The 18,660-nt window shown below is 72.4% G+C and carries 15 protein-coding genes; 11 read left to right on the top strand and 4 right to left on the bottom strand.

Annotation, left to right across the window (positions count from 1 at the left end; translation table 11 throughout):
- Positions 1-104: 104 nt before the first annotated feature.
- Both ABZZ04_RS04415 and ABZZ04_RS04410 read right to left on the bottom strand, forming a co-directional pair.
- Positions 105-1,970: an ABC transporter ATP-binding protein gene (locus ABZZ04_RS04415; RefSeq protein ID WP_356930690.1), complete on the bottom strand. Its 1,866-nt coding sequence runs from the start codon at positions 1,968-1,970 to the stop codon at positions 105-107.
- Complete coding sequence (locus tag ABZZ04_RS04410) at positions 1,967-3,898, bottom strand: ABC transporter ATP-binding protein (RefSeq protein WP_356930689.1); 1,932 nt, start codon at positions 3,896-3,898, stop codon at positions 1,967-1,969. Before ABZZ04_RS04410 ends, ABZZ04_RS04415 begins: the two co-directional genes overlap by 4 nt.
- Before the next feature lie 174 nt (positions 3,899-4,072).
- Between ABZZ04_RS04410 and ABZZ04_RS04405 the strand changes: the two genes are divergently transcribed.
- From ABZZ04_RS04405 to ABZZ04_RS04355, 11 genes are all read left to right on the top strand, one after another.
- The gene (locus tag ABZZ04_RS04405; RefSeq protein WP_356930688.1) at positions 4,073-4,975 is read left to right on the top strand and encodes an ABC transporter ATP-binding protein; all 903 of its coding nucleotides are present in this window, start codon (positions 4,073-4,075) and stop codon (positions 4,973-4,975) included.
- Position 4,976: 1 nt separating this feature from the next.
- Complete coding sequence (locus ABZZ04_RS04400; RefSeq protein WP_356930687.1) at positions 4,977-5,780, top strand: ABC transporter permease; 804 nt, start codon at positions 4,977-4,979, stop codon at positions 5,778-5,780.
- A 51-nt stretch (positions 5,781-5,831) separates the two neighbouring features.
- Positions 5,832-7,196, top strand: coding sequence for a sensor histidine kinase (locus tag ABZZ04_RS04395; protein ID WP_356930686.1), 1,365 nt, complete (start codon positions 5,832-5,834; stop codon positions 7,194-7,196).
- An 89-nt stretch (positions 7,197-7,285) separates the two neighbouring features.
- Positions 7,286-7,936, top strand: coding sequence for a response regulator transcription factor (locus ABZZ04_RS04390; protein WP_356930685.1), 651 nt, complete (start codon positions 7,286-7,288; stop codon positions 7,934-7,936).
- A gap of 182 nt (positions 7,937-8,118) precedes the next feature.
- Positions 8,119-9,360: an Ig-like domain-containing protein gene (locus ABZZ04_RS04385; RefSeq protein ID WP_356930684.1), complete on the top strand. Its 1,242-nt coding sequence runs from the start codon at positions 8,119-8,121 to the stop codon at positions 9,358-9,360.
- A 329-nt stretch (positions 9,361-9,689) separates the two neighbouring features.
- On the top strand, positions 9,690-10,934 hold the full coding sequence (locus ABZZ04_RS04380; protein ID WP_356930683.1) for an Ig-like domain-containing protein: 1,245 nt from the start codon (positions 9,690-9,692) through the stop codon (positions 10,932-10,934).
- A gap of 94 nt (positions 10,935-11,028) precedes the next feature.
- Entirely contained in the window at positions 11,029-11,796 is a 768-nt protein-coding gene (locus ABZZ04_RS04375; protein WP_148839325.1) for an enoyl-CoA hydratase-related protein, read from the top strand.
- Between the two features lie 251 nt (positions 11,797-12,047).
- A complete protein-coding gene (locus tag ABZZ04_RS04370; protein ID WP_356930682.1) occupies positions 12,048-12,563 on the top strand; it encodes an ATP-binding protein in 516 nt (171 codons plus the stop codon).
- 364 nt (positions 12,564-12,927) lie between these two features.
- Positions 12,928-13,764, top strand: coding sequence for a polysaccharide deacetylase family protein (locus ABZZ04_RS04365; RefSeq protein ID WP_356930681.1), 837 nt, complete (start codon positions 12,928-12,930; stop codon positions 13,762-13,764).
- Complete coding sequence (locus ABZZ04_RS04360) at positions 13,764-14,957, top strand: hypothetical protein (protein WP_356930680.1); 1,194 nt, start codon at positions 13,764-13,766, stop codon at positions 14,955-14,957. Before ABZZ04_RS04365 ends, ABZZ04_RS04360 begins: the two co-directional genes overlap by 1 nt.
- Positions 14,958-15,167: 210 nt before the next feature.
- A complete protein-coding gene (locus tag ABZZ04_RS04355) occupies positions 15,168-15,383 on the top strand; it encodes an EF-hand domain-containing protein (protein ID WP_283854128.1) in 216 nt (71 codons plus the stop codon).
- A gap of 67 nt (positions 15,384-15,450) precedes the next feature.
- On the opposite strand, the gene ABZZ04_RS04350 is transcribed toward ABZZ04_RS04355, so the two are convergent.
- Both ABZZ04_RS04350 and ABZZ04_RS04345 read right to left on the bottom strand, forming a co-directional pair.
- The gene (locus ABZZ04_RS04350; RefSeq protein WP_356930679.1) at positions 15,451-16,971 is read right to left on the bottom strand and encodes a carboxylesterase family protein; all 1,521 of its coding nucleotides are present in this window, start codon (positions 16,969-16,971) and stop codon (positions 15,451-15,453) included.
- A 66-nt stretch (positions 16,972-17,037) separates the two neighbouring features.
- On the bottom strand, positions 17,038-18,540 hold the full coding sequence (locus ABZZ04_RS04345) for a long-chain fatty acid--CoA ligase (protein ID WP_356930678.1): 1,503 nt from the start codon (positions 18,538-18,540) through the stop codon (positions 17,038-17,040).
- Positions 18,541-18,660: the final 120 nt, after the last annotated feature.

The raw sequence follows: 18,660 nt of genomic DNA, 5'->3' as shown, positions 1-18,660 counted from the left end.
GCCCCCGGCGGGCGACGGCCGGAGAGCGTGCGGACGGGGCGGGCGGGGCGACCGTTCCGGTACGTGACGTTCCGTCAATTACCGTGCGGGGCGGCGGGGATTTCCTACGCCAGGCTCTCCCGCCACGCCCGGTGCAGTCCCGCGAAGCGGCCGGTTCCGGCGACGAGGGCGGCGGGGGTGCCGTCCTCCACGATGCGGCCGTGCTCCATCACCAGGACCCGGTCCGCGATCTCCACGGTCGACAGGCGGTGGGCGATCACCACCGCGGTACGGCCGTGCAGCACCGTGTCCATGGCCCGCTGCACCGCGCGCTCACCGGGGACGTCCAGGGAACTCGTCGCCTCGTCGAGGATCAGCACGGCCGGGTTCGCGAGCAGGGCCCGGGCGAACGCGACCAGCTGGCGCTGGCCGGCCGAGATCCGGCCGCCCCTCTTGCGCACGTCCGTGTCGTACCCCTCGGGCAGACCCGCGATGAAGTCGTGCGCGCCGATCGCCCTCGCCGCCTGCTCGATCTCCTCGCGGGTCGCATCCGGGCTGCCGACCGCGATGTTCTCGGCGACCGTCCCGGAGAACAGGAACGCCTCCTGCGTCACCATCACCACGCCCCGGCGCAGCTCCGGCACGGCCAGGTCCCGCAGGTCCGTCCCGTCCAGCAGCACCCGGCCGTCGGTCGGGTCGTAGAAACGGGCCAGCAGCTTGGCGAGCGTCGACTTGCCCGCCCCCGTCGAACCGACCACGGCGACCGTCTGACCGGCCGGGATCTTCAGGTCGAAGCGGGGCAGCACCTCGCCGCCCGTGCGGTAGGCGAAGCTCACCCCGTCGAAGACGACCTCGCGGCCCGGGTGCTCGCCCGGGAGGGCGGGCAGCTCGCGCGGCTCGGCGGCCTCGGGGACGGACGGGACCTGGGCCAGCAGGCCCGCGATCTTCTCCAGCGAGGCCGCGGCCGACTGGTAGGAGTTGAGGAACATCCCGAGCCGGTCGATCGGGTCGTACAGCCGGCGCAGGTAGAGCACGGCCGCGGCCAGCACACCGAGCGCCAGGGTGCCCGACGCCACCCGGTACGCGCCCCACAGCACGATCCCGGCGACCGCCGTGTTGGCGACCAGCCGGGAGCCGACGACATAGCGCGCCATCTCCAGCATCGCGCTGCCGTTGGACCACTGGTGCGTCTCGTTGAGCTTCTCGAAGTGCCCGTCGTTGGCGGCCTCGCGGCGGAACGCCCGGACGGGACGGATGCCGTTCATCGTCTCCGCGAACTTCACGATGACCGCGGCGATCGCCGTCGACCGCTCCGCGTACAGCACCCCGGCCCGCCGCTGGAAGACCCGCACCAGCAGGTACAGGGGTACGAAGGACAGCACCGCGACCGCGCCGAGGCCGAAGTCCAGCCAGAGCAGCGTCACCGAGATGGAGACGAAGGACAGGACGACCATGACGAGCTCCTGGAGCCCCTCGCTGAGCAGCTCGCGCAGCGACTCCACGTCCGTCGTGGAACGGGAGATCAGCCGGCCCGAGGTGTAGCGCTCGTGGAAGTCCACGCTCAGCGCCTGCGAGTGGCGGAAGATGCGCCCGCGCAGATCGAGCAGCACGTCCTGGTTGACCCGGGCGGAGGCCCGGATGAACGTGTACTCCATGGCCCCGGCCGTCACCGAGCACAGCGCGTACCCGACGGCCACCGCGATCAGCGGCCCGTAGTCCTCGTTCCGGAAGGCGGGCACGCCGCGGTCGATGGCGTACGCCACGAGCAGCGGGCCCGCCTGGATCGCGGCCTGCTGGACCAGCAGCAACAGCGCGGCCACCACCACCCGTGCCCTGAGCGGCCGCAGCAGCGACCCCAGCAGGGCCCGGGTCGCTCCCGGCGGGGTGGGCAGATCGTCCCGGTCGAACAGGTCCCCGTCGTCGGCGGGGGACAGCTCCTCGGGCTCGTCGGGCGCGGGCCGGTCGGTGCGTCCCGTCGTCGTCGTGGTCATCGGGTGCTGCCCTTCTCGGCGGAGGAGGCGGGAGTGGGGGCGTCGGGCGCGGGCCGGCCCTCGTCGGGCGCGGGGGCGTCGGGTGCGGGCGGCTGCCGGCCGGGGTCCGGTGCGGACGGCCGCCGGTCGGTTCCCGGTGCGGTCCCGGTTCCGGCGCCCGACATCAGCCAGGCGTACTCCGCGTTGTCGCGCAGCAGTTCCTGGTGCGTGCCGACGGCGGCGATCCGGCCCCGCGACAGCAGCGCCACCCGGTCCGCGAGCATCACCGTGGAGGGCCGGTGCGCCACCACGATCGCCGTGGTCCGGGCCAGCACCCGGCGCAGGGCGGCCTCCACCAGCGCCTCCGTGTGCACGTCCAGCGCGGAGAGCGGGTCGTCGAGCACCAGGAAGCGCGGCCGGCCGACCACGGCACGCGCCAGCGCGAGCCGCTGGCGCTGCCCGCCGGAGAGACTGAGCCCCTGTTCGCCGACCTGGGTGTCGATGCCCTCGGGCAGCTCGTGGACGAAATCGGCCTGGGCCACCGACAGGGCCCGGCGCAACTCGTCCTCCCCGGCACCCTCGGCGCCCATCAGGACGTTCTCCCCGACGCTCGCCGAGAAGAGCGTCGGCTCCTCGAAGGCCACCGACACCAGCTCGCGCAGCCGTTCGCGGGGCATGGCGGTGATGTCCGTACCGTCCAGCAGGATGCGCCCCGCCGTGACCTCGTGCAGCCGCGGCACCAGGGCGGTGAGGGTCGTCTTGCCCGAACCGGTGGTCCCCACCAGCGCCATCGTCTCGCCGGGCCGGACCCGCAGATCGATCCGTTCCAGCACGGGCGCGGCACCGGCCTCCGCGTCGGGATAGCGGAACTCCACGCCCTCGAAGACCATTTCGCCCCGGTCCGGGGCGTCCTGCCGGGAACGGTCGCCGCCGTCGGCGGGCGCGACCGCCCCGTCCTCCCCGGTCGCGTCCATCACCTCGAAGTACCGCTCGGTCGCCGTCGCCGACTCCTGGCTCATCGCCAGCAGGAAGCCGATCGACTCGATCGGCCAGCGCAGCGCGAGCGCCGTCGAGAGGAAGGCGACCAGGGTGCCCGCGGAGAGCCCGCCGTCCGCGACCTGGACCGTGCCGAGGACCAGCGCCGCGCCGATGGCCAGCTCGGGAATCATGGTCATGCTGGCCCAGATGCCCGCGAGGAGACGGGCCTTGCCCAGCTCCGTGGTGCGCAGCCGCTCCGACAGGGCGCGGAAGGCGAGCGCCTGGCTGCGGTGCCGGCCGAAGCCCTTGATGATGCGGATGCCGAGCACGCTCTCCTCGACGACCGTCGTCAGATCGCCGACCTGGTCCTGCGCCCTGCGCGCCACGTTCGCGTACTTCGTCTGGAAGAGCGAGCAGAGGAACACCAGCGGCACCAGCGGGGCGAGCAGCACCAGCCCCAGCGTCCACTGCTGGCTCAGCAGGATGACGAAACCGACCAGGATCGTCGTCCCGTTGACCAGGAGGAAGGTCAGCGGGAACGCCAGGAACAGCCGCAGCAGCATCAGGTCCGTCGTACCGCGCGAGAGCAACTGCCCCGACGCCCAACGGTCGTGGAAGGCGATCGGCAGCCGTTGCAGATGCCGGTACAGATCGGCCCGCATGGTCGCCTCCACCCCGGCCAGCGGACGGGCCACCAGCCACCGGCGCACCCCGAAGAGCCCGGCCTCCGCGATGCCCAGCAACAGCAGGTACAGCGCGCCGAGCCAGACTCCCCCGGGGTCACGGTCCGCCACCGGGCCGTCGACGATCCACTTCAGTACGAGCGGGATCACCAGGCCGATGCAGGACGCGACGATCGCCACCGCGGCGGCGCTGAACAGGCGGACGCGCACCGGCTTCACATACGGCCACAGCCGCAGCAGGGTACGGGTGGCGGACCGTTTCTCGGGCTCTACGTTTTTTTCGGGCATCACAGGCGAGCCTACGGTTCACCCCTGACATCGCTCATGTGGTTTTCCGGCCGTCCGTAAGCGCCGGGGTCGTGGAACCTGCCTGGTCGTACCCCGTATCAACCGATCGGCTGATGCCGCTTCGAGCGTGATGGCCGATGGTGCGCCGGCCCCCGCGCCGGGATTCTCGTGCACATGGCAATCATCGAAGTGGACGGGGTGCACAAGGCGTACGCCGGGCGCCGGGTGGTCGACGGGGTGAGCTTCACCGTCGAGGAGGGCGAGATCTTCGGCATCCTCGGGCCCAACGGCGCGGGCAAGACCACCACCGTCGAATGCGTCGAGGGACTGCGGGTCCCCGACGGGGGGACGGTCCGGGTGGCCGGGCTCGACCCCGTCACCGACCACGACCGGGTCACCCGGCTGCTCGGCGCCCAGCTCCAGGAGAGCGAACTGCAGCCCAAGATCACCGTGGCCGAGGCGCTGGAACTGTACAGCTCCTTCCACCCGGACCCCGCCGACCGCCACGAACTCGCCGAGCGGCTCGGGCTGCACACCAAGTACGGCACCCGGTTCGCCGCGCTGTCCGGCGGCCAGAAACAGCGGCTGTCCATCGCGCTCGCCCTGATCGGCAACCCCCGGGTGGTGGTCCTGGACGAACTGACCACCGGCCTGGACCCGCGGGCCCGCCGGGACACCTGGAAGCTGATCGAGGACGTGCGCGACAGCGGCGTCACCGTCCTCCTGGTCACGCACTTCATGGAGGAGGCCAACCGGCTCTGCGACCGGATCGCCGTGATCGACAAGGGCCGGGTCGTCGCCCTCGACACCCCGTCCGGCCTGATCAGCAGGGCGGCCGGCTCCACCGTCATCGCCTTCACCCCCTCGCAGCCGCTCGCCGACGCCGAACTGACCCCGCTGCCCGGCGCGGTCCACGTGACGCGGAAGGACGGGCGGATCACCATCGACGGCACCGACGAGACGGTCAACGCGGTGATCTCGCTGCTGGCCCGCCGCGGCATCACCGCACACCAGCTCCGCGTCTCCGAGGCGACGCTGGACGACGCCTTCCTCGACCTCACAGAACAGGCGGCCTGAGATGACCACGGCGAACCCGGCCGGAACCACGCCCGCACCGGCATCCGTACCGATGCCCGCACCCGCCTCCGCGCGCAGGGCGGTCCTCCGGGCCGAGACGCGGCTCTTCCTCCGCGAACCCGGCAACCTGTTCTGGATCCTCGTCTTCCCGACCGCCCTGATGACGATCCTCGGCCTGATCCCGTCCTTCAGGGACCCCGACGAAGCGCTCGGCGGACGCCGGGTCATCGACCTGTACGTACCGGTGGCGGTGCTGCTCGGCATGATCATGGCCGGGCTCCAAGCCATGCCGCCGGTCCTCACCGGCTACCGCGAACGAGGCATCCTGCGCCGGATGTCCACCACGCCGGTACGCCCGTCCGCGCTGCTCACCGCGCAGATCGCCCTGCACGGTGCCGCCTCGCTCGGCTCCGCCGCGCTGGTCATGGGCGTCGGCCGGGTCGCCTTCGGCGTACGCCTGCCCGGACAGCCCCTCGGCTACGTCCTGGCGCTGCTGCTGGCGACGGCGAGCGTCCTCGCCCTCGGCTCGCTGCTCTGCGCCCTCACCCGGACCGTCAAGGCGTCCACCGCGATCAGCTCGATCGTCTATCTCGTGATGATGTTCACCGCCGGGGTCTGGATCCCGGTGCAGTCCATGCCCGACACCCTCCGGCACATCGTCCAGCTCACCCCGCTCGGGGCGGCCTCCCAGGCGCTGGACCGGGCGATGTCCGGCGGCTGGCCCGGCTGGGTGTCCCTCGGCGCGATGGTGCTGTGGACGGGCCTGGTGACGCTGCTCGCGACCCGTCTGTTCCGGTGGGAGTGAGACCGCCGCGGGCCCGGTTGCCGTGAGGCGCGGTTCGGGGACACTGTCGCCATGAACACGGGGGACGCGGGGGACATGGTGGGGGACACGGGGCACGCGGCGGCCGTGACGGACGCGGAGGCCGTGGAGGCGGCGGCACCGGCGTCCGCGACAGCCGCGACGGGGACGGCCGCGGGCGGCCCGACGACCGCCGAACAGTGGTGGGAACGGTTCTTCGCCTACGGGCCGTACGGTCTGCTCGGCCTGGGCGGCGCCGTCTCCGCCGTCACCGCCGAACTCATCATGTCCCGCCCGAAGGTGTACGCCGCCGCGGCGCTGGTCCTGTGCGCGCTCGTCCTCCAGCTCTGGTGGGGGAGGGCCCGGCGGTCCCGCCCCCCGAGGTCACGGGCGGCCCAGTGCTACTTCGTCGTCCGCACCCTGTTCGCCCTCGGGCTGACCTGGTGCAACCCGTTCTTCTCGATGTACGCCGTCCTCGGCTACTTCGACGCGGGCCGGCTGCTTCCGCAACGTGCCTTCCGCGCCGGGCTGCTGGCCGTCGCCGCGATCATGGCGGGCTCGCAGAGCGGCGGCGAACTGCCGCCGGCCTCCCTCATGAACTGGGTCGCCTTCGTCGTCCTGTTCGCCCTGCACGGAACCCTCACCATGGTCTTCGCCAAGATCGGCGACCACGAGGCCGACCACGCCCGCACCCAGACCGACACCATCGCCGAACTGGAGTCGGCCAACGCCCGCCTCGAACAGGCCCTGGCGGAGAACGCCGGACTGCACGCCCAACTCCTGCTCCAGGCGCGCGAGGCGGGCGTCGCCGACGAGCGCCGCAGGCTCGCCGCCGAGATCCACGACACCCTCGCCCAGGGGCTGATCGGCATCATCGCCCAGCTCCAGGTGGTGACCTCGGTCGGCGACAACGACCCGGAACTGGCCCGCCGGCACCTCGACCGCGCCGCCGACCTCGCCCGGCACAGCCTCGGCGAGGCCCGCCGATCCGTCCACAACCTGGTCCCCGTCGCGCTGGAACACGACGACCTGACCGGCGCCCTGGAGAAGACCGTCACCGACTGGGCGGAACACCACGCCGTACGGGCCGGGTTCACCGTCACCGGCACCGTCGAGCCGGTCCACGACGAGATGGCCGCCACCCTGCTCCGGATCGCGCAGGAGGCCCTCGCCAACGCCGGCCGCCACGCCGGGGCGTCCAGGGTCGGCGTCACGCTGTCCTTCATGGGCGACGAACTCACCCTGGACGTAAGGGACGACGGCCGCGGCTTCGTCCCGGACGCGCTGCCGCCGTACCGGGGCGCGGGCGGATTCGGCCTCGGCGGCATGCGGGCCCGCGCCGAACGTGTCGCGGGCACCGTCGAGGTGGAGAGCGAACCGGGCCGCGGCACCGCGGTCAGCGTCCGGGTGCCCCTCTAGGGCCTTTCGTCCGGGCCACGTCCGTTCAGGGCCGGGCCGGACGAAGGCCCTGGTCCCGAACCGCCGGTGACCAGTACGGTTGGCCTGCCATGCCAGAGGAAACCGCACGCGTCATCACGCTCGTCGTCGTCGACGACCACCCCGTCGTACGGGACGGTCTGCGCGGCATGTTCGACTCGGCCCCGGGCTTCGAGGTGCTGGGGGAGGCGTCGAACGGGGTGGAGGGGGTCGAGCTGGTGGCCCGGCTCGATCCCGACGTCGTCCTGATGGACCTGCGGATGCCGGGCGGCGGCGGGGTCGCCGCCATCACCGAGCTGACCGCCCGCGGCGCCCGTTCCCGGGTGCTCGTCCTCACCACGTACGACACGGACACCGACACCCTGCCCGCGATCGAGGCCGGAGCCACCGGATACCTCCTCAAGGACGCGCCCCGCGACGAGCTGTTCACCGCCGTCCGGGCCGCCGCCGACGGCCGTACCGTGCTCTCGCCCGCCGTCGCGACCCGGCTCGTCTCACGGGTCCGCACCCCGGCGGCCCCGGGCGGCGAGTCGCTCTCCGGCCGCGAGCGCGAGGTGCTCGAACTGGTCGCGCGGGGCACGTCGAACCGGGAGATCGCCGCCGAACTGTTCATCAGCGAGGCCACCGTGAAGACCCACCTGACGCACATCTTCGCCAAGCTGGGCGCCAAGGACCGGGCCGCCGCCGTCGCGGTCGGCTACGACCGGGGCATCCTCGGCTGACCCCGCGCGGCCCGCCCCCCGGCTTCACCCCGGCCCCACTCACCCCGCTCCGGGCGCGGCACCGGCGCCTGTCCCCGGCACCGGCCCCCGGCTCAGCCTTCGGCACGGCGTGTCCCGCCGTCCGTGCACCCGGGAGGCCGTACCCCACGTTTCCCCGGCCGGTCCCGGTCGTTTGGGGGGACGTGAACCACGTAGCGAAGAGAGCGAAGAGGGCGGCGGCGGGCTCGGCCGCCGTGCCGGCCCGGGCGGGACTGCTCGCCGTACTGGCCGTGCTGGCCCTGCTGACCGGCTGTTCAGGCGTCGGATCGATCTTCAGCGGGAAGGCCCGCCCGCCGCAGGAGGCGATCCTGATCACCCCGAAGGACCGGGCGAAGGACGTCGGCCCGGACGACCGGGTGGAGGTGAGGGTCCCGGACGGGCGGCTGCAGAGCGTCCGGGTCACCCGGATCGAGGACGCGCAGCGCCGGGAGGTCCCGGGCCGGATCGCGGACGACGGCCGGTCCTGGGAACCCGGGAAGGGCGCGGCCAGGCTCGGGCTCGCCGCCAAGTACAGCGTCGACGCGGTGGCGGTGGACGGCTCGGGCAACCGCACGGCCCGCCACACCACCTTCACCACGGCGGTGCCCGCACACCGCTTCATCGGCTACTTCGAGCCGGAGAACCGCGCCACGGTCGGCACCGGCATGATCGTCTCGTTCGACTTCAACCGCCCGATCACCGACCGCGCGGCCGTGCAGCGGGCGATCCGGGTGACGTCCGACCCGCCGGTCGAGGTGGTGGGGCACTGGTTCGGCACCGACCGCCTCGACTTCCGCCCGGAGAAGTACTGGAAGCCGGGCACCGAGGTCACCGTCGTGGTGGGACTGCGTGACGTGGAGGGCGCGCCGCACGTGTACGGCTCCCAGGACAAGACGATCACCTTCGAGGTGGGCCGTTCCCAGACGTCCGTGGTCGACGCGGCCGCGCACACCATGGAGGTGCGCCGCGACGGCCGGACCGTCGCCACCTTCCCGATCACGGCGGGCTCCCCGGGGACGGCCACGTACAACGGGAAGATGGTGGTCAGCGAGATGAACGAGGTGACCCGGATGGACGGCCGCACGGTCGGCTTCGGCGGCGAGTACGACATCGCGGACGTCCCGCACGCCGTCCGGCTCACCGATTCCGGCACCTTCCTGCACGGCAACTACTGGTCGGACGAGAGCGTGTTCGGCTCGGACAACGTCAGCCACGGCTGCGTGGGGCTGCTCGACGTGAAGGGCGGCGGCGACGACACCCCGGCCGGCCGGTTCTTCGACCGGACGCTCATCGGTGACGTGGTCGAGGTCGTCAACTCCGCGGACAAGCGGGTCGCGCCGGACAACGGCCTCGGCGGCTGGAACCTGGACTGGGCCCACTGGAGGGCGGGCTCCGCCCTGCGCTGAGGTCCGCCCCCGCCGAATCCCCGCCCGGCCCCGTCCCCCCGGCCTTCCCCCGCCCGTTCTCCCGCCCGTTCCCGGCCCCTGCCGGGCCCCGTCCCCGGACCTCGTCGAACCCTGTCCCCGACCGGTTCCGCCCCCTGCCCGGTCCCTGTTCGGCCCCGTCTCCCGCTCCCCGGTGAACTTGGGACTGAATGGTGACATCCAGGGGGTCATTTCCACATGTCCGGTGTGATTATCTTTCGCTGAGCGTGCATATGCAGCGCGCGGGGGAGGGAGCCCGAGGGCTCCCGGGGCCATGGCGGGGCCAGGCCGTGTGAGGGGAGACGACCACATTGAACGGGCAGCCGATATCGGGGACATCGGCCGGGGCGAACATCAAGCGGGGCAGGCGAGGAGCCACCGGACCGCTGGCTCTGGTGCTGGGCGCGATGCTGATGCTGGTGACGGCGTGCGGCGGGGGAGACGACGCCGGCAAGGGTGGCAAGGGCGCGGGGAAGGCCGAGGACACCTCGGCCTCGCAGGCCGTGGTGACCGTGGCGCCCAAGGACGGCGCCGACTCCGTCGCGACCAGCGGGGTGCTGAAGGTCTCGGCCGAGCAGGGGAAGCTGACCACGGTCAAGGTCTCCGACCCCAAGGGCGCCGAGGTCGAGGGCAAGATCGCGGCCGACGGCGCGAGCTGGACGCCCGACCAGCACCTGGCCGCGGCGACCAAGTACAAGGTCCACGCCATCGCCAAGGACTCGAAGGGCCGTGAGTCGGCGAAGGACACCAGCTTCACCACGCTGGTCCCGCAGAACACCTTCATCGGGCAGTACACCCCGGAGGACGGCGCCACGGTCGGCGTCGGGATGCCCGTCTCGATCCACTTCACCCGGGGCATCACCGACCCCGAGGCCGTCGAGAAGGCCATCAAGGTGACGGCCGAGCCGTCCGTGGACATCAAGGGCCACTGGTTCGGCAACGACCGCCTCGACTTCCGCCCCGAGAACTACTGGGCCTCGGGCACCAAGGTGACCGTGAAGCTCAACCTCGACGGCGTCGAGGGCCGGCCCGGCGTGTACGGCAAGCAGGCCAAGACGATCTCCTTCACCATCGGCCGCAAGCAGATCAGCACCGTCGACGCGAGCACGCACCGGATGAAGGTCGTCCGCGACGACAGCGAGATCAAGGACATCCCGATCTCCGCGGGCGCCCCGGCCACCACCACGTACAACGGTCAGATGGTCATCAGCGAGAAGCTCAAGGTGACCCGGATGAACGGTGACACCGTCGGCTTCGGCGGCGAGTACGACATCAAGGACGTGCCGCACGCGATGCGCCTGTCCACCTCGGGCACCTTCCTCCACGGCAACTACTGGGGCGACCCCAGCATCTTCGGCTCGACCAACACCAGCCACGGCTGCGTCGGTCTGCAGGACGTGCGCGGCGCCTGGAGCAAGAAGACCCCGGCCGCCTGGTTCTTCGACAACTCGCTCATCGGCGACGTCGTGATCGTGAAGAACTCGAAGGACAAGACGATCCAGCCCGACAACGGCCTCAACGGCTGGAACATGAGCTGGGCGGAGTGGACCAAGTAGGTCCCCTCCCGTACGCGAGGCCGAGCGGGCCCGGTGCCGTGATCCACGCCACCGGGCCCGCTCGGCCGTTCCCGGCCCGTCTAATCTGCCTCCCATGACAGCGAATCTCGAAGTACTCGACGGCGTCGGCACGATCCGCCTGGACCGTCCGCCCATGAACGCCCTGGACGTCGCCACCCAGGACCGGCTGCGCGAGCTCGCCGAGGAGGCGACCCGGCGCGACGACGTGCGCGCCGTGGTGATCTACGGGGGCGAGAAGGTGTTCGCGGCTGGCGCGGACATCAAGGAGATGCAGGCGATGGACCACACGGCGATGGTCGTGCGGTCCAAGGCGCTCCAGGACTCCTTCACCGCCGTGGCCCGCATCCCCAAGCCCGTCGTCGCAGCCGTCACCGGTTACGCCCTGGGCGGCGGCTGCGAGCTGGCCCTCTGCGCCGACTTCCGGATCGCCGCCGACAACGCCAAGCTGGGCCAGCCGGAGATCCTGCTCGGCCTCATCCCCGGCGCGGGCGGCACCCAGCGCCTCGCCCGGCTGATCGGCCCCTCCAGGGCCAAGGACCTGATCTTCACCGGTCGCCACGTCAAGGCCGAGGAGGCGCTGACGATCGGTCTGGTGGACCGCGTGGTGCCCGCCGCCGAGGTGTACGAGCAGGCGTACGCCTGGGCCGCCAAGCTGGCGAAGGGCCCGGCGCTCGCGCTGCGCGCCGCCAAGGAGTCCGTCGACGCCGGGCTGGAGACGGACATCGACACCGGGCTCACGATCGAGCGGAACTGGTTCGCCGGACTGTTCGCCACCGAGGACCGGGAGCGCGGAATGCGCAGCTTCGTGGAAGAGGGCCCGGGCAAGGCCAAGTTCCTCTGACCGAACGCCAGTTGGGTACAGACCGGCGCGGGTTCATCCGTGCGGGCGGATCGGCCGGGTTCCGGGAACACCTCGGGGCCCGGCTTTCCGGAAGTTCCGGCAACCCCGTCCGAACCCGGTATCCGTGCAGGTCAGCGTGGGTGCAGCCGGGTGTTTCATGTCTCTGGCATATGACTTCCCGCCGTTGCGGAACGTTGCAACCGGGGGTACGGATTCCTCCGGAACGGCCCCGGGGCGTCCGCGTTGAGGTCATGATGGTGTCCATGGCGGGCCTGGAGGGTGTGGAACAGCCGCGACCGCACAGCGGTTCGACGGCGGCACGGTGGATGCCGACGATCGAGGACGAACAGGCGTTCAAGGCGCTGGAGTTGTTCGGGAATCCGACGGAGGACGAGGTCCGGCTCCCCTCGCGTCCGGAGTCCGCGGCCACCGCGCGCCGGCTCACCTCGTGCGTGGTGCTGCGCCAGTGGGCGCTCTCCCCGCAGATCGCCGAGTACGCCGTACTGCTCGTCTCGGAGCTCGTGGGCAACGCCGTGCGGCACACCGGTGCCCGGGTCTTCGGGCTGCGGATGCTGCGCCGTCGCGGCTGGATCAGGATCGAGGTGCGCGACCCCTCGCGCGGGCTGCCCTGTCTGATGCCGGTCCAGGAGATGGACATCAGCGGGCGGGGTCTCTTCCTGGTCGACAAGCTCTCCGACCGCTGGGGCGTGGACCTGCTGCCGCGCGGCAAGACCACCTGGTTCGAGATGCGGATCTCCGACCGCTGACCTTCCCCTTCTCCCCGGTACCGGCCGGCTACGCAGAAGCCCCCGGTCTGCCCTGGTGGGGCGCTTCGGGGGCTTCTGTGTGGGGGCCGTGAAATGGGGGGTGTGTTCACGGCCGCTTGTGACGACCTGGCTCGGGTCGGTGAGGTCGTGTCACCGACTATGGCAGACGGGCGACCTCTCCGCCAAAGGCGCAAAAAGGTCTTTTAGTGACTTAACTGGGCATCTTCGGTCTGAATCGTAGGTGTGATGGGTCACTTGCCTGTAAAAGCGTGAATATCTATGGGATCCGGCGAATGATTCATTCGCTGCATCCATATGCCTTTATTGTTATGTTTGTCGCATTTGGCGCCTAGTGTGTCTGTACATGAACGCCTCCGACATCCCGGTGTGCCGCCGCGGCGCCCTGCGCGCGGGGACCGTCCTCGTCGGCGCCCTCGCCACCGGATGCTCGGGCCGCGGTGGCGCCGGCACCCCCGCCGGACCCGTCACCGGCGACACCCCGGCCGGACCCGTCACCGACGGGACGAGCCCGAAGAACCCGCGCACCGCCGCCCGGTCCGCTTCCCCGGGCCCCGCACCGGGACCGCGCCGCTTCCCCGGGCAGCCGGCGCAGATCGACCACGGCCCCCGCGACCGCGCCCGGGTCGCCCTCACCTTCCACGGCCAGGGCGACCCCGCCATCGCCCGGACCCTGCTCGCCCAGGCCGAACGGGCCCGCGCCAGGGTCACCGTCCTCGCCGTCGGCAGCTGGCTCGACGAACACCCCGGCATGGCCCGCCGCATCCTCGACGGCGGCCACGAACTCGGCAACCACACCCAGCACCACACCGACATCTCCTCGATGGGCGAGGCCGAGGCGTACGCGGAGATCGACGACTGCGCCCGGCGGCTGCGCCGGCTCACCGGCTCCATCGGCACCTGGTTCCGGCCCTCGCGCGCCCGGGACGCCACCCCGCTCGTCCGTCGGCTGGCCGCACGGGCGGGCTACCCGCACGTGCTCTCGTACGACGTGGACTCCCTCGACTTCACCTCTCCCGGCGCCGCGGCCGTGACCCGCAAGGTGGCCGGGGAGATCCGCAACGGATCGGTGGTGAGCCTGCACTTCGGCTACGCGGACACGGTCGCCGCGCTGCCCCTCCTCCTCACCGAAATCGACCGCCGCCGACTGCGCGCGGTGACGACCACGGAGCTGTTGACCTGATGCTTCCCTCCACCAAGCACACCGCGGCCCTGCTCGGGGGCGTCCTGCTGGCCGTACTCTCCGGCTGCGGCGCACCGGCCGGAAAGTCGAACGTCCAGGCCGTCGGCAGCGAGGCCGCCGCACCGCCCACCGCGTCCGGGCGCGCCCTCCCGCCCGTACCGCCGGGGCTCCCGGGGATGCCCCCGGTGCTCGACGCCAAGGACGTCTACGCGGCCGACCGGGCGGGCCGGCTCTCGCCCGTCGTCAAGGACTTCCCCTCCCGGGTGTACGTCCCCAACACCAACTCCGACACCGTGTCCGTGATCGACCCGGCGACGTACGAGGTGATCAAGACGATCAAGGTCGGCCGCCAGCCGCAGCACGTCGTCCCGTCCTGGGACCTGAAGACCCTCTGGGTCAACAACGACATCGGTGACAGCCTCACCGCCATCGACCCGGCCACCGGGAAGGTCGGGCCCACGGTGCCCGTCTCCGACCCGTACAACCTCTACTTCACCCCGGACGGCAAATACGCCGTGGTGATGGCCTCGATGGACCGCGAACTGGTCTTCCGCGACGCCCACACCATGAAGACCGTCAAGACCGTCCCGGTCGACTGCGCGGGCGTCAACCACGCCGACTTCTCCACCGACGGCCGGTACTTCATCGTCTCCTGCGAGTTCTCCGGCGAACTCCTCAAGGTCGACACCGCGGGGATGAAGATCGTCGAACAGCAGAAGCTGCCGCTGAAGGGTGCGATGCCGCAGGACGTGAAGCTGTCGCCCGACGGCGGGACCTTCTACATCGCGGACATGATCGCCGACGGGGTCTGGGTGCTGGACGGGAAGAACTTCACCACCCCGAAGCTGCTGCACACCGGCAAGGGCACCCACGGGCTCTACGTCAGCCGCGACTCCGGGGAGATGTACATCTCCAACCGCGGCGAGGGCACCGTCTCGGTCTTCGACTTCGCGCGGCGCGAGCTGACGAAGAAGTGGCGCCTGCCCGGCGGGGGCAGTCCCGACATGGGCGGGGTCTCGGCGGACGGCAAGGTCCTCTGGCTGAGCGGACGCTACGACGCCGAGGTGTACGCGATCGACACCGCCACCGGCAAGCAGCTCGCCCGCATCCCGGTCGGCAGCGGCCCGCACGGACTGGCCGTCTACCCGCAGCCCGGCCGCTACTCCCTCGGCCACACCGGCGTCTTCCGCTGACGGCCGGGCCCGTCGCCGCCACCGCCGCCCGGCCCGCCGCGCCACCCGCCGCCGAGCCCCTCCGTACGGCCTCTCCGCCCGGCCCGGACCACCGCGTCCGGGCCGGGTGACGGGCCGGACGCGACCGCCGGGCGTCGCGCCCGTTAATCTGACCTCCGTCAGTCAGGCAATCGGTCGGACAACGATCAGGCATTACGAAGGGGCGGAACTGTGGCGGACATCGAGTCGGCGCGCACGGCATTCCAGCGGTTCGATCTGAACAACGACGGGCTGATCTCGGCCGCCGAGTACAAGAGCGTGATGGCTCAGCTCGGCGACCCCTACGTCACCGAGACGGTGGCCCAGGCGGTCATCAACTCGCACGACGCCAACGGCGACGGGCTGCTCACGTTCGACGAGTTCTGGGCGGCGCAGAACAAGGGCTGACGGCCCGGAGGCCCCCCGGCCCACGGGCCCGGAAGGACCACGGGCCGGGGGCCGCCCGCGCCGTCCGTCAGGACCGCTGCCGGTACGGCGCCCAGCCGCGCAGCTCCTCGTCGCGCGGGGCGTGCACCACGGCGGGCGCGCCGGGACCGAAACCCATCACCGGGCGGCCGGCGTCCCAGCCGGGCCAGCCGGGATCGCCGCAGGCCGCGAACCGCACCCATGCCGCGTGCATCGCGTCCGCCAGTTCCTGCGGGGCGTCCGCACCGGCCAGGGCGATCGCGTCGGGCCGGTCCAGGGTGTCGAAGACGAAACCGATCTCCAGCGCGTGGCAGGCGCCGAGCCGCAGCACGGGCGACGGCCAGCCGAACTCGTAGACGTGGGTGCTCCCCGGGGCGCCGGTCCGGGCGTCGGCCAGCCGGTTCAGCGGGACCCGCAGCAGCAGGTCGGTGGCCAGCGCGCCCAGCAGCTCGCCCGGGGTGGCACCGGGCCGGTTCGCGCGGTAGGCGCGTTCCGTGGCGCGCGGCACCCCGAACTTCAGCAGGGCCATCCGCAGCCCGATCCGGGACAGCCGCTCCGTGAGACCGCTCGGCACGAACCAGAGCCGGTACTCCTCGGCGTTCGAACCCATCAGCAGATCGACGTCGTCCGCGGCCCCGTCCAGCAGCGCCTCCAGCGGGTCGTGGGGCAGCAGATCGCCGTCCACCACGATCTGGAACGAGTTCCCGCCGGTCAGCGGGGAACCGCCGGCCGTCACCCCGGTCTGGGCGTCGAGCAGCAGGGCCGGGTCCACCGCGGCCAGCGCCGCGGCCGTCGCCGGGACCCCGAGCCGCTTCGCGACCAGCTCCGTCGTGCGGCGGGCGTCGTCCGGCCGCAGCGCGGTCGGCGCACCGCTCTGCAGCACCGCGCGCCGGAACAGCCCCCTCGCCCGCGGGGCGGCCAGCAGGGCGGCGATGCTGACGGCCCCCGCCGACTCGCCGCACACCGTGACGAGCTCCGGATCGCCGCCGAACGCCGCGATGTTGTCCCGCACCCAGGCCAGCGCCGCCAGCTGGTCGAGCAGCCCCCGGTTGGCGGGCGCGTCCGGGAACACCCCGAACCCCTCGACACCCAGCCGGTAGTTGACCGACACGAGGACCACGCCGTCACGGGCGAACGCCGCCCCGTCGTACAGCGGCACGGCCGACGAGCCGTGCAGCAGCGAACCGCCGTGGATCCAGACGAGGACGGGCAGCCCGGTGCGGTCCGGGTCCGAGGACGGGTCCGGGGCCCAGACGTTGAGGTTGAGGCAGTCCTCGCCCGGCACGTCGGGGTCGGGCAGCAGCCGGTCCAGTGGCGGGGAGTACGGCCGCTTGGGCGCGGTCGGCCCGAACGCCACCGCCTCCCGCACCCCCTCCCAGGGCTCGGGCGGCTCCGGCGCCCGGAAGCGACGGGCGCCGACCGGCGCGGCCGCGTACGGGATGCCGCGGAAGACGCGGACGCCCCGCTCCAGCGTCCCGCGCACGGTTCCGTGGACCGTTTCGACCTGCGGCGACGCCCCGGGGGCGGACGTGGGACCGGGACCTGGGGCGGGAGGGGGTACGGCGGTCATGGGTGGCTTCGGCCCTTCTGCGGTGCGGTGCGGGGTGGCGTGGTGCGGGCGGGGGAGCACGACGGATCAGGAGGAGGTGGCGGCGGCCGTCAGCGCCCTCTTGAGGACCTTCCCGGTCGGGCCGAGCGGCAACGCCTCGGCGAACCGGACGATCCGCGGGTACTTGTGCCGACCGAGCCGCTCCCGGGACCAGGCGATCACGTCCTGCTCCGTCACCCCGTCCGCGTCCGGACGCACCACGACGACCGCGCAGATCTCCTCGCCGCGGGTCTCGTCCGGCACACCGATCACGGCGACCTCCAGGACCGCCGGATGGCGTACGAGCACCTCCTCCACCTCGCGCGGGTAGATGTTGAAGCCGCCCCGGATGATCAGGTCCTTCTTCCGGTCGACGATGCTCAGGAAGCCGTCCTCGTCCCGCACCCCCAGGTCCCCGGTGCGGAACCAGCCGTCGACCACCGCGGCGGCCGTCGCCACCGGGTCGTCGAGATACCCCGCGAAGACGTTGTGGCCGCGCACCACCACCTCGCCGACCTCCCCGTCCGGCAGCAGCACCACGGCGTCCTCCGTCGCCGCGTCCGCGACACCGACCTCCACGCCCCGGATCGGATGCCCCACCGTGCCGGGGCGCCGGCCGGTCCGGGGCTGGTTGAAGGTGGCGACGGGGGAGGTCTCGGTCAGCCCGTAGCCCTCCAGGACCTGGGTCGCGAAGACCTCCTCGAAGCGTTCGAGCACGGCCACGGGGAGCGCGGCGCCGCCCGAGACGGCCGCGCGCAGGACGGGCCGGGGCGCGGTGCCGGCCTCCGCCGCGGCGGCCTCGACGAGCGCGTGGTACATCGTCGGCACGCCCATGAAGACGCTCACGCCCTCGGCGGCCAGCAGCTCCAGGGCGCCCGCGCCGGTGAAGCGCGGCATGAGCACGAGCGCGGCCCCCGCCCGCAGCGTCGCGTTCATCGCACAGGTCTGCCCGTAGCTGTGGAACAGCGGAAGACAGCCCAGGACCACGTCGTCGGGGGCCAGGTCCAGCAGGTCGTCGGAGACCACCGACGCGTTCGTCACTATGTTGCGGTGGGTCAGCAGGGCCCCCTTCGGCCGTCCGGTCGTGCCGCTCGTGTAGAGGATCACGGCCACGTCCCGCGGTGCCGCGGGCTCCGGCTCGGGCAGCGGGGCACCGCCCGCCGGGACGCCGCGCACGGCCCGCACCCCCGCGGCCCGCGCCCCCTCCTCGGCCACCGGCCACAGCGCGCCGCCGCCGATCAGCAGGACGCAGCCGCTGTGCCGCAGCACGTACGCCACCTCCTCGGCCACCAGCAGCCCGTGCACCGGTACGACCGTCGCCCCGGCGGCGAGCGCCCCGTAGTACGCGTACAGGAAGTCCGCCGTGTTGGGCAGCAGCACCGCCACCCGGTCCCCGGGCCGCACCCCGGCCGCCCGCAGCGCGCCCGCGTGCTCCAGCACCCCGGCCCACAGCTCCCGGTAGGTGACGCGGGTGCCGGAATCGACCACGGCGACGCGGTCGGGGTGCCGGTGGACCGATTCGCCGAGTACGGCGGCGACGCTGAGGGACATGAGGAGCTCCAGGTGGCGGGAACACGGTGGTTGCACGGCTGCTGATGCCCAGAATCGGCCGCCGCCCCGCCCGGCACAATGTGCAGGTGCCCACCGTGTGCCCGGTCCACCTGGGCAGTG

Origin of the sequence: Streptomyces sp. NPDC006435, assembly GCF_040612315.1 — a bacterium.
GTDB lineage: Bacteria > Actinomycetota > Actinomycetes > Streptomycetales > Streptomycetaceae > Streptomyces.
This window is presented reverse-complemented; position numbering and strand designations above follow the sequence as displayed.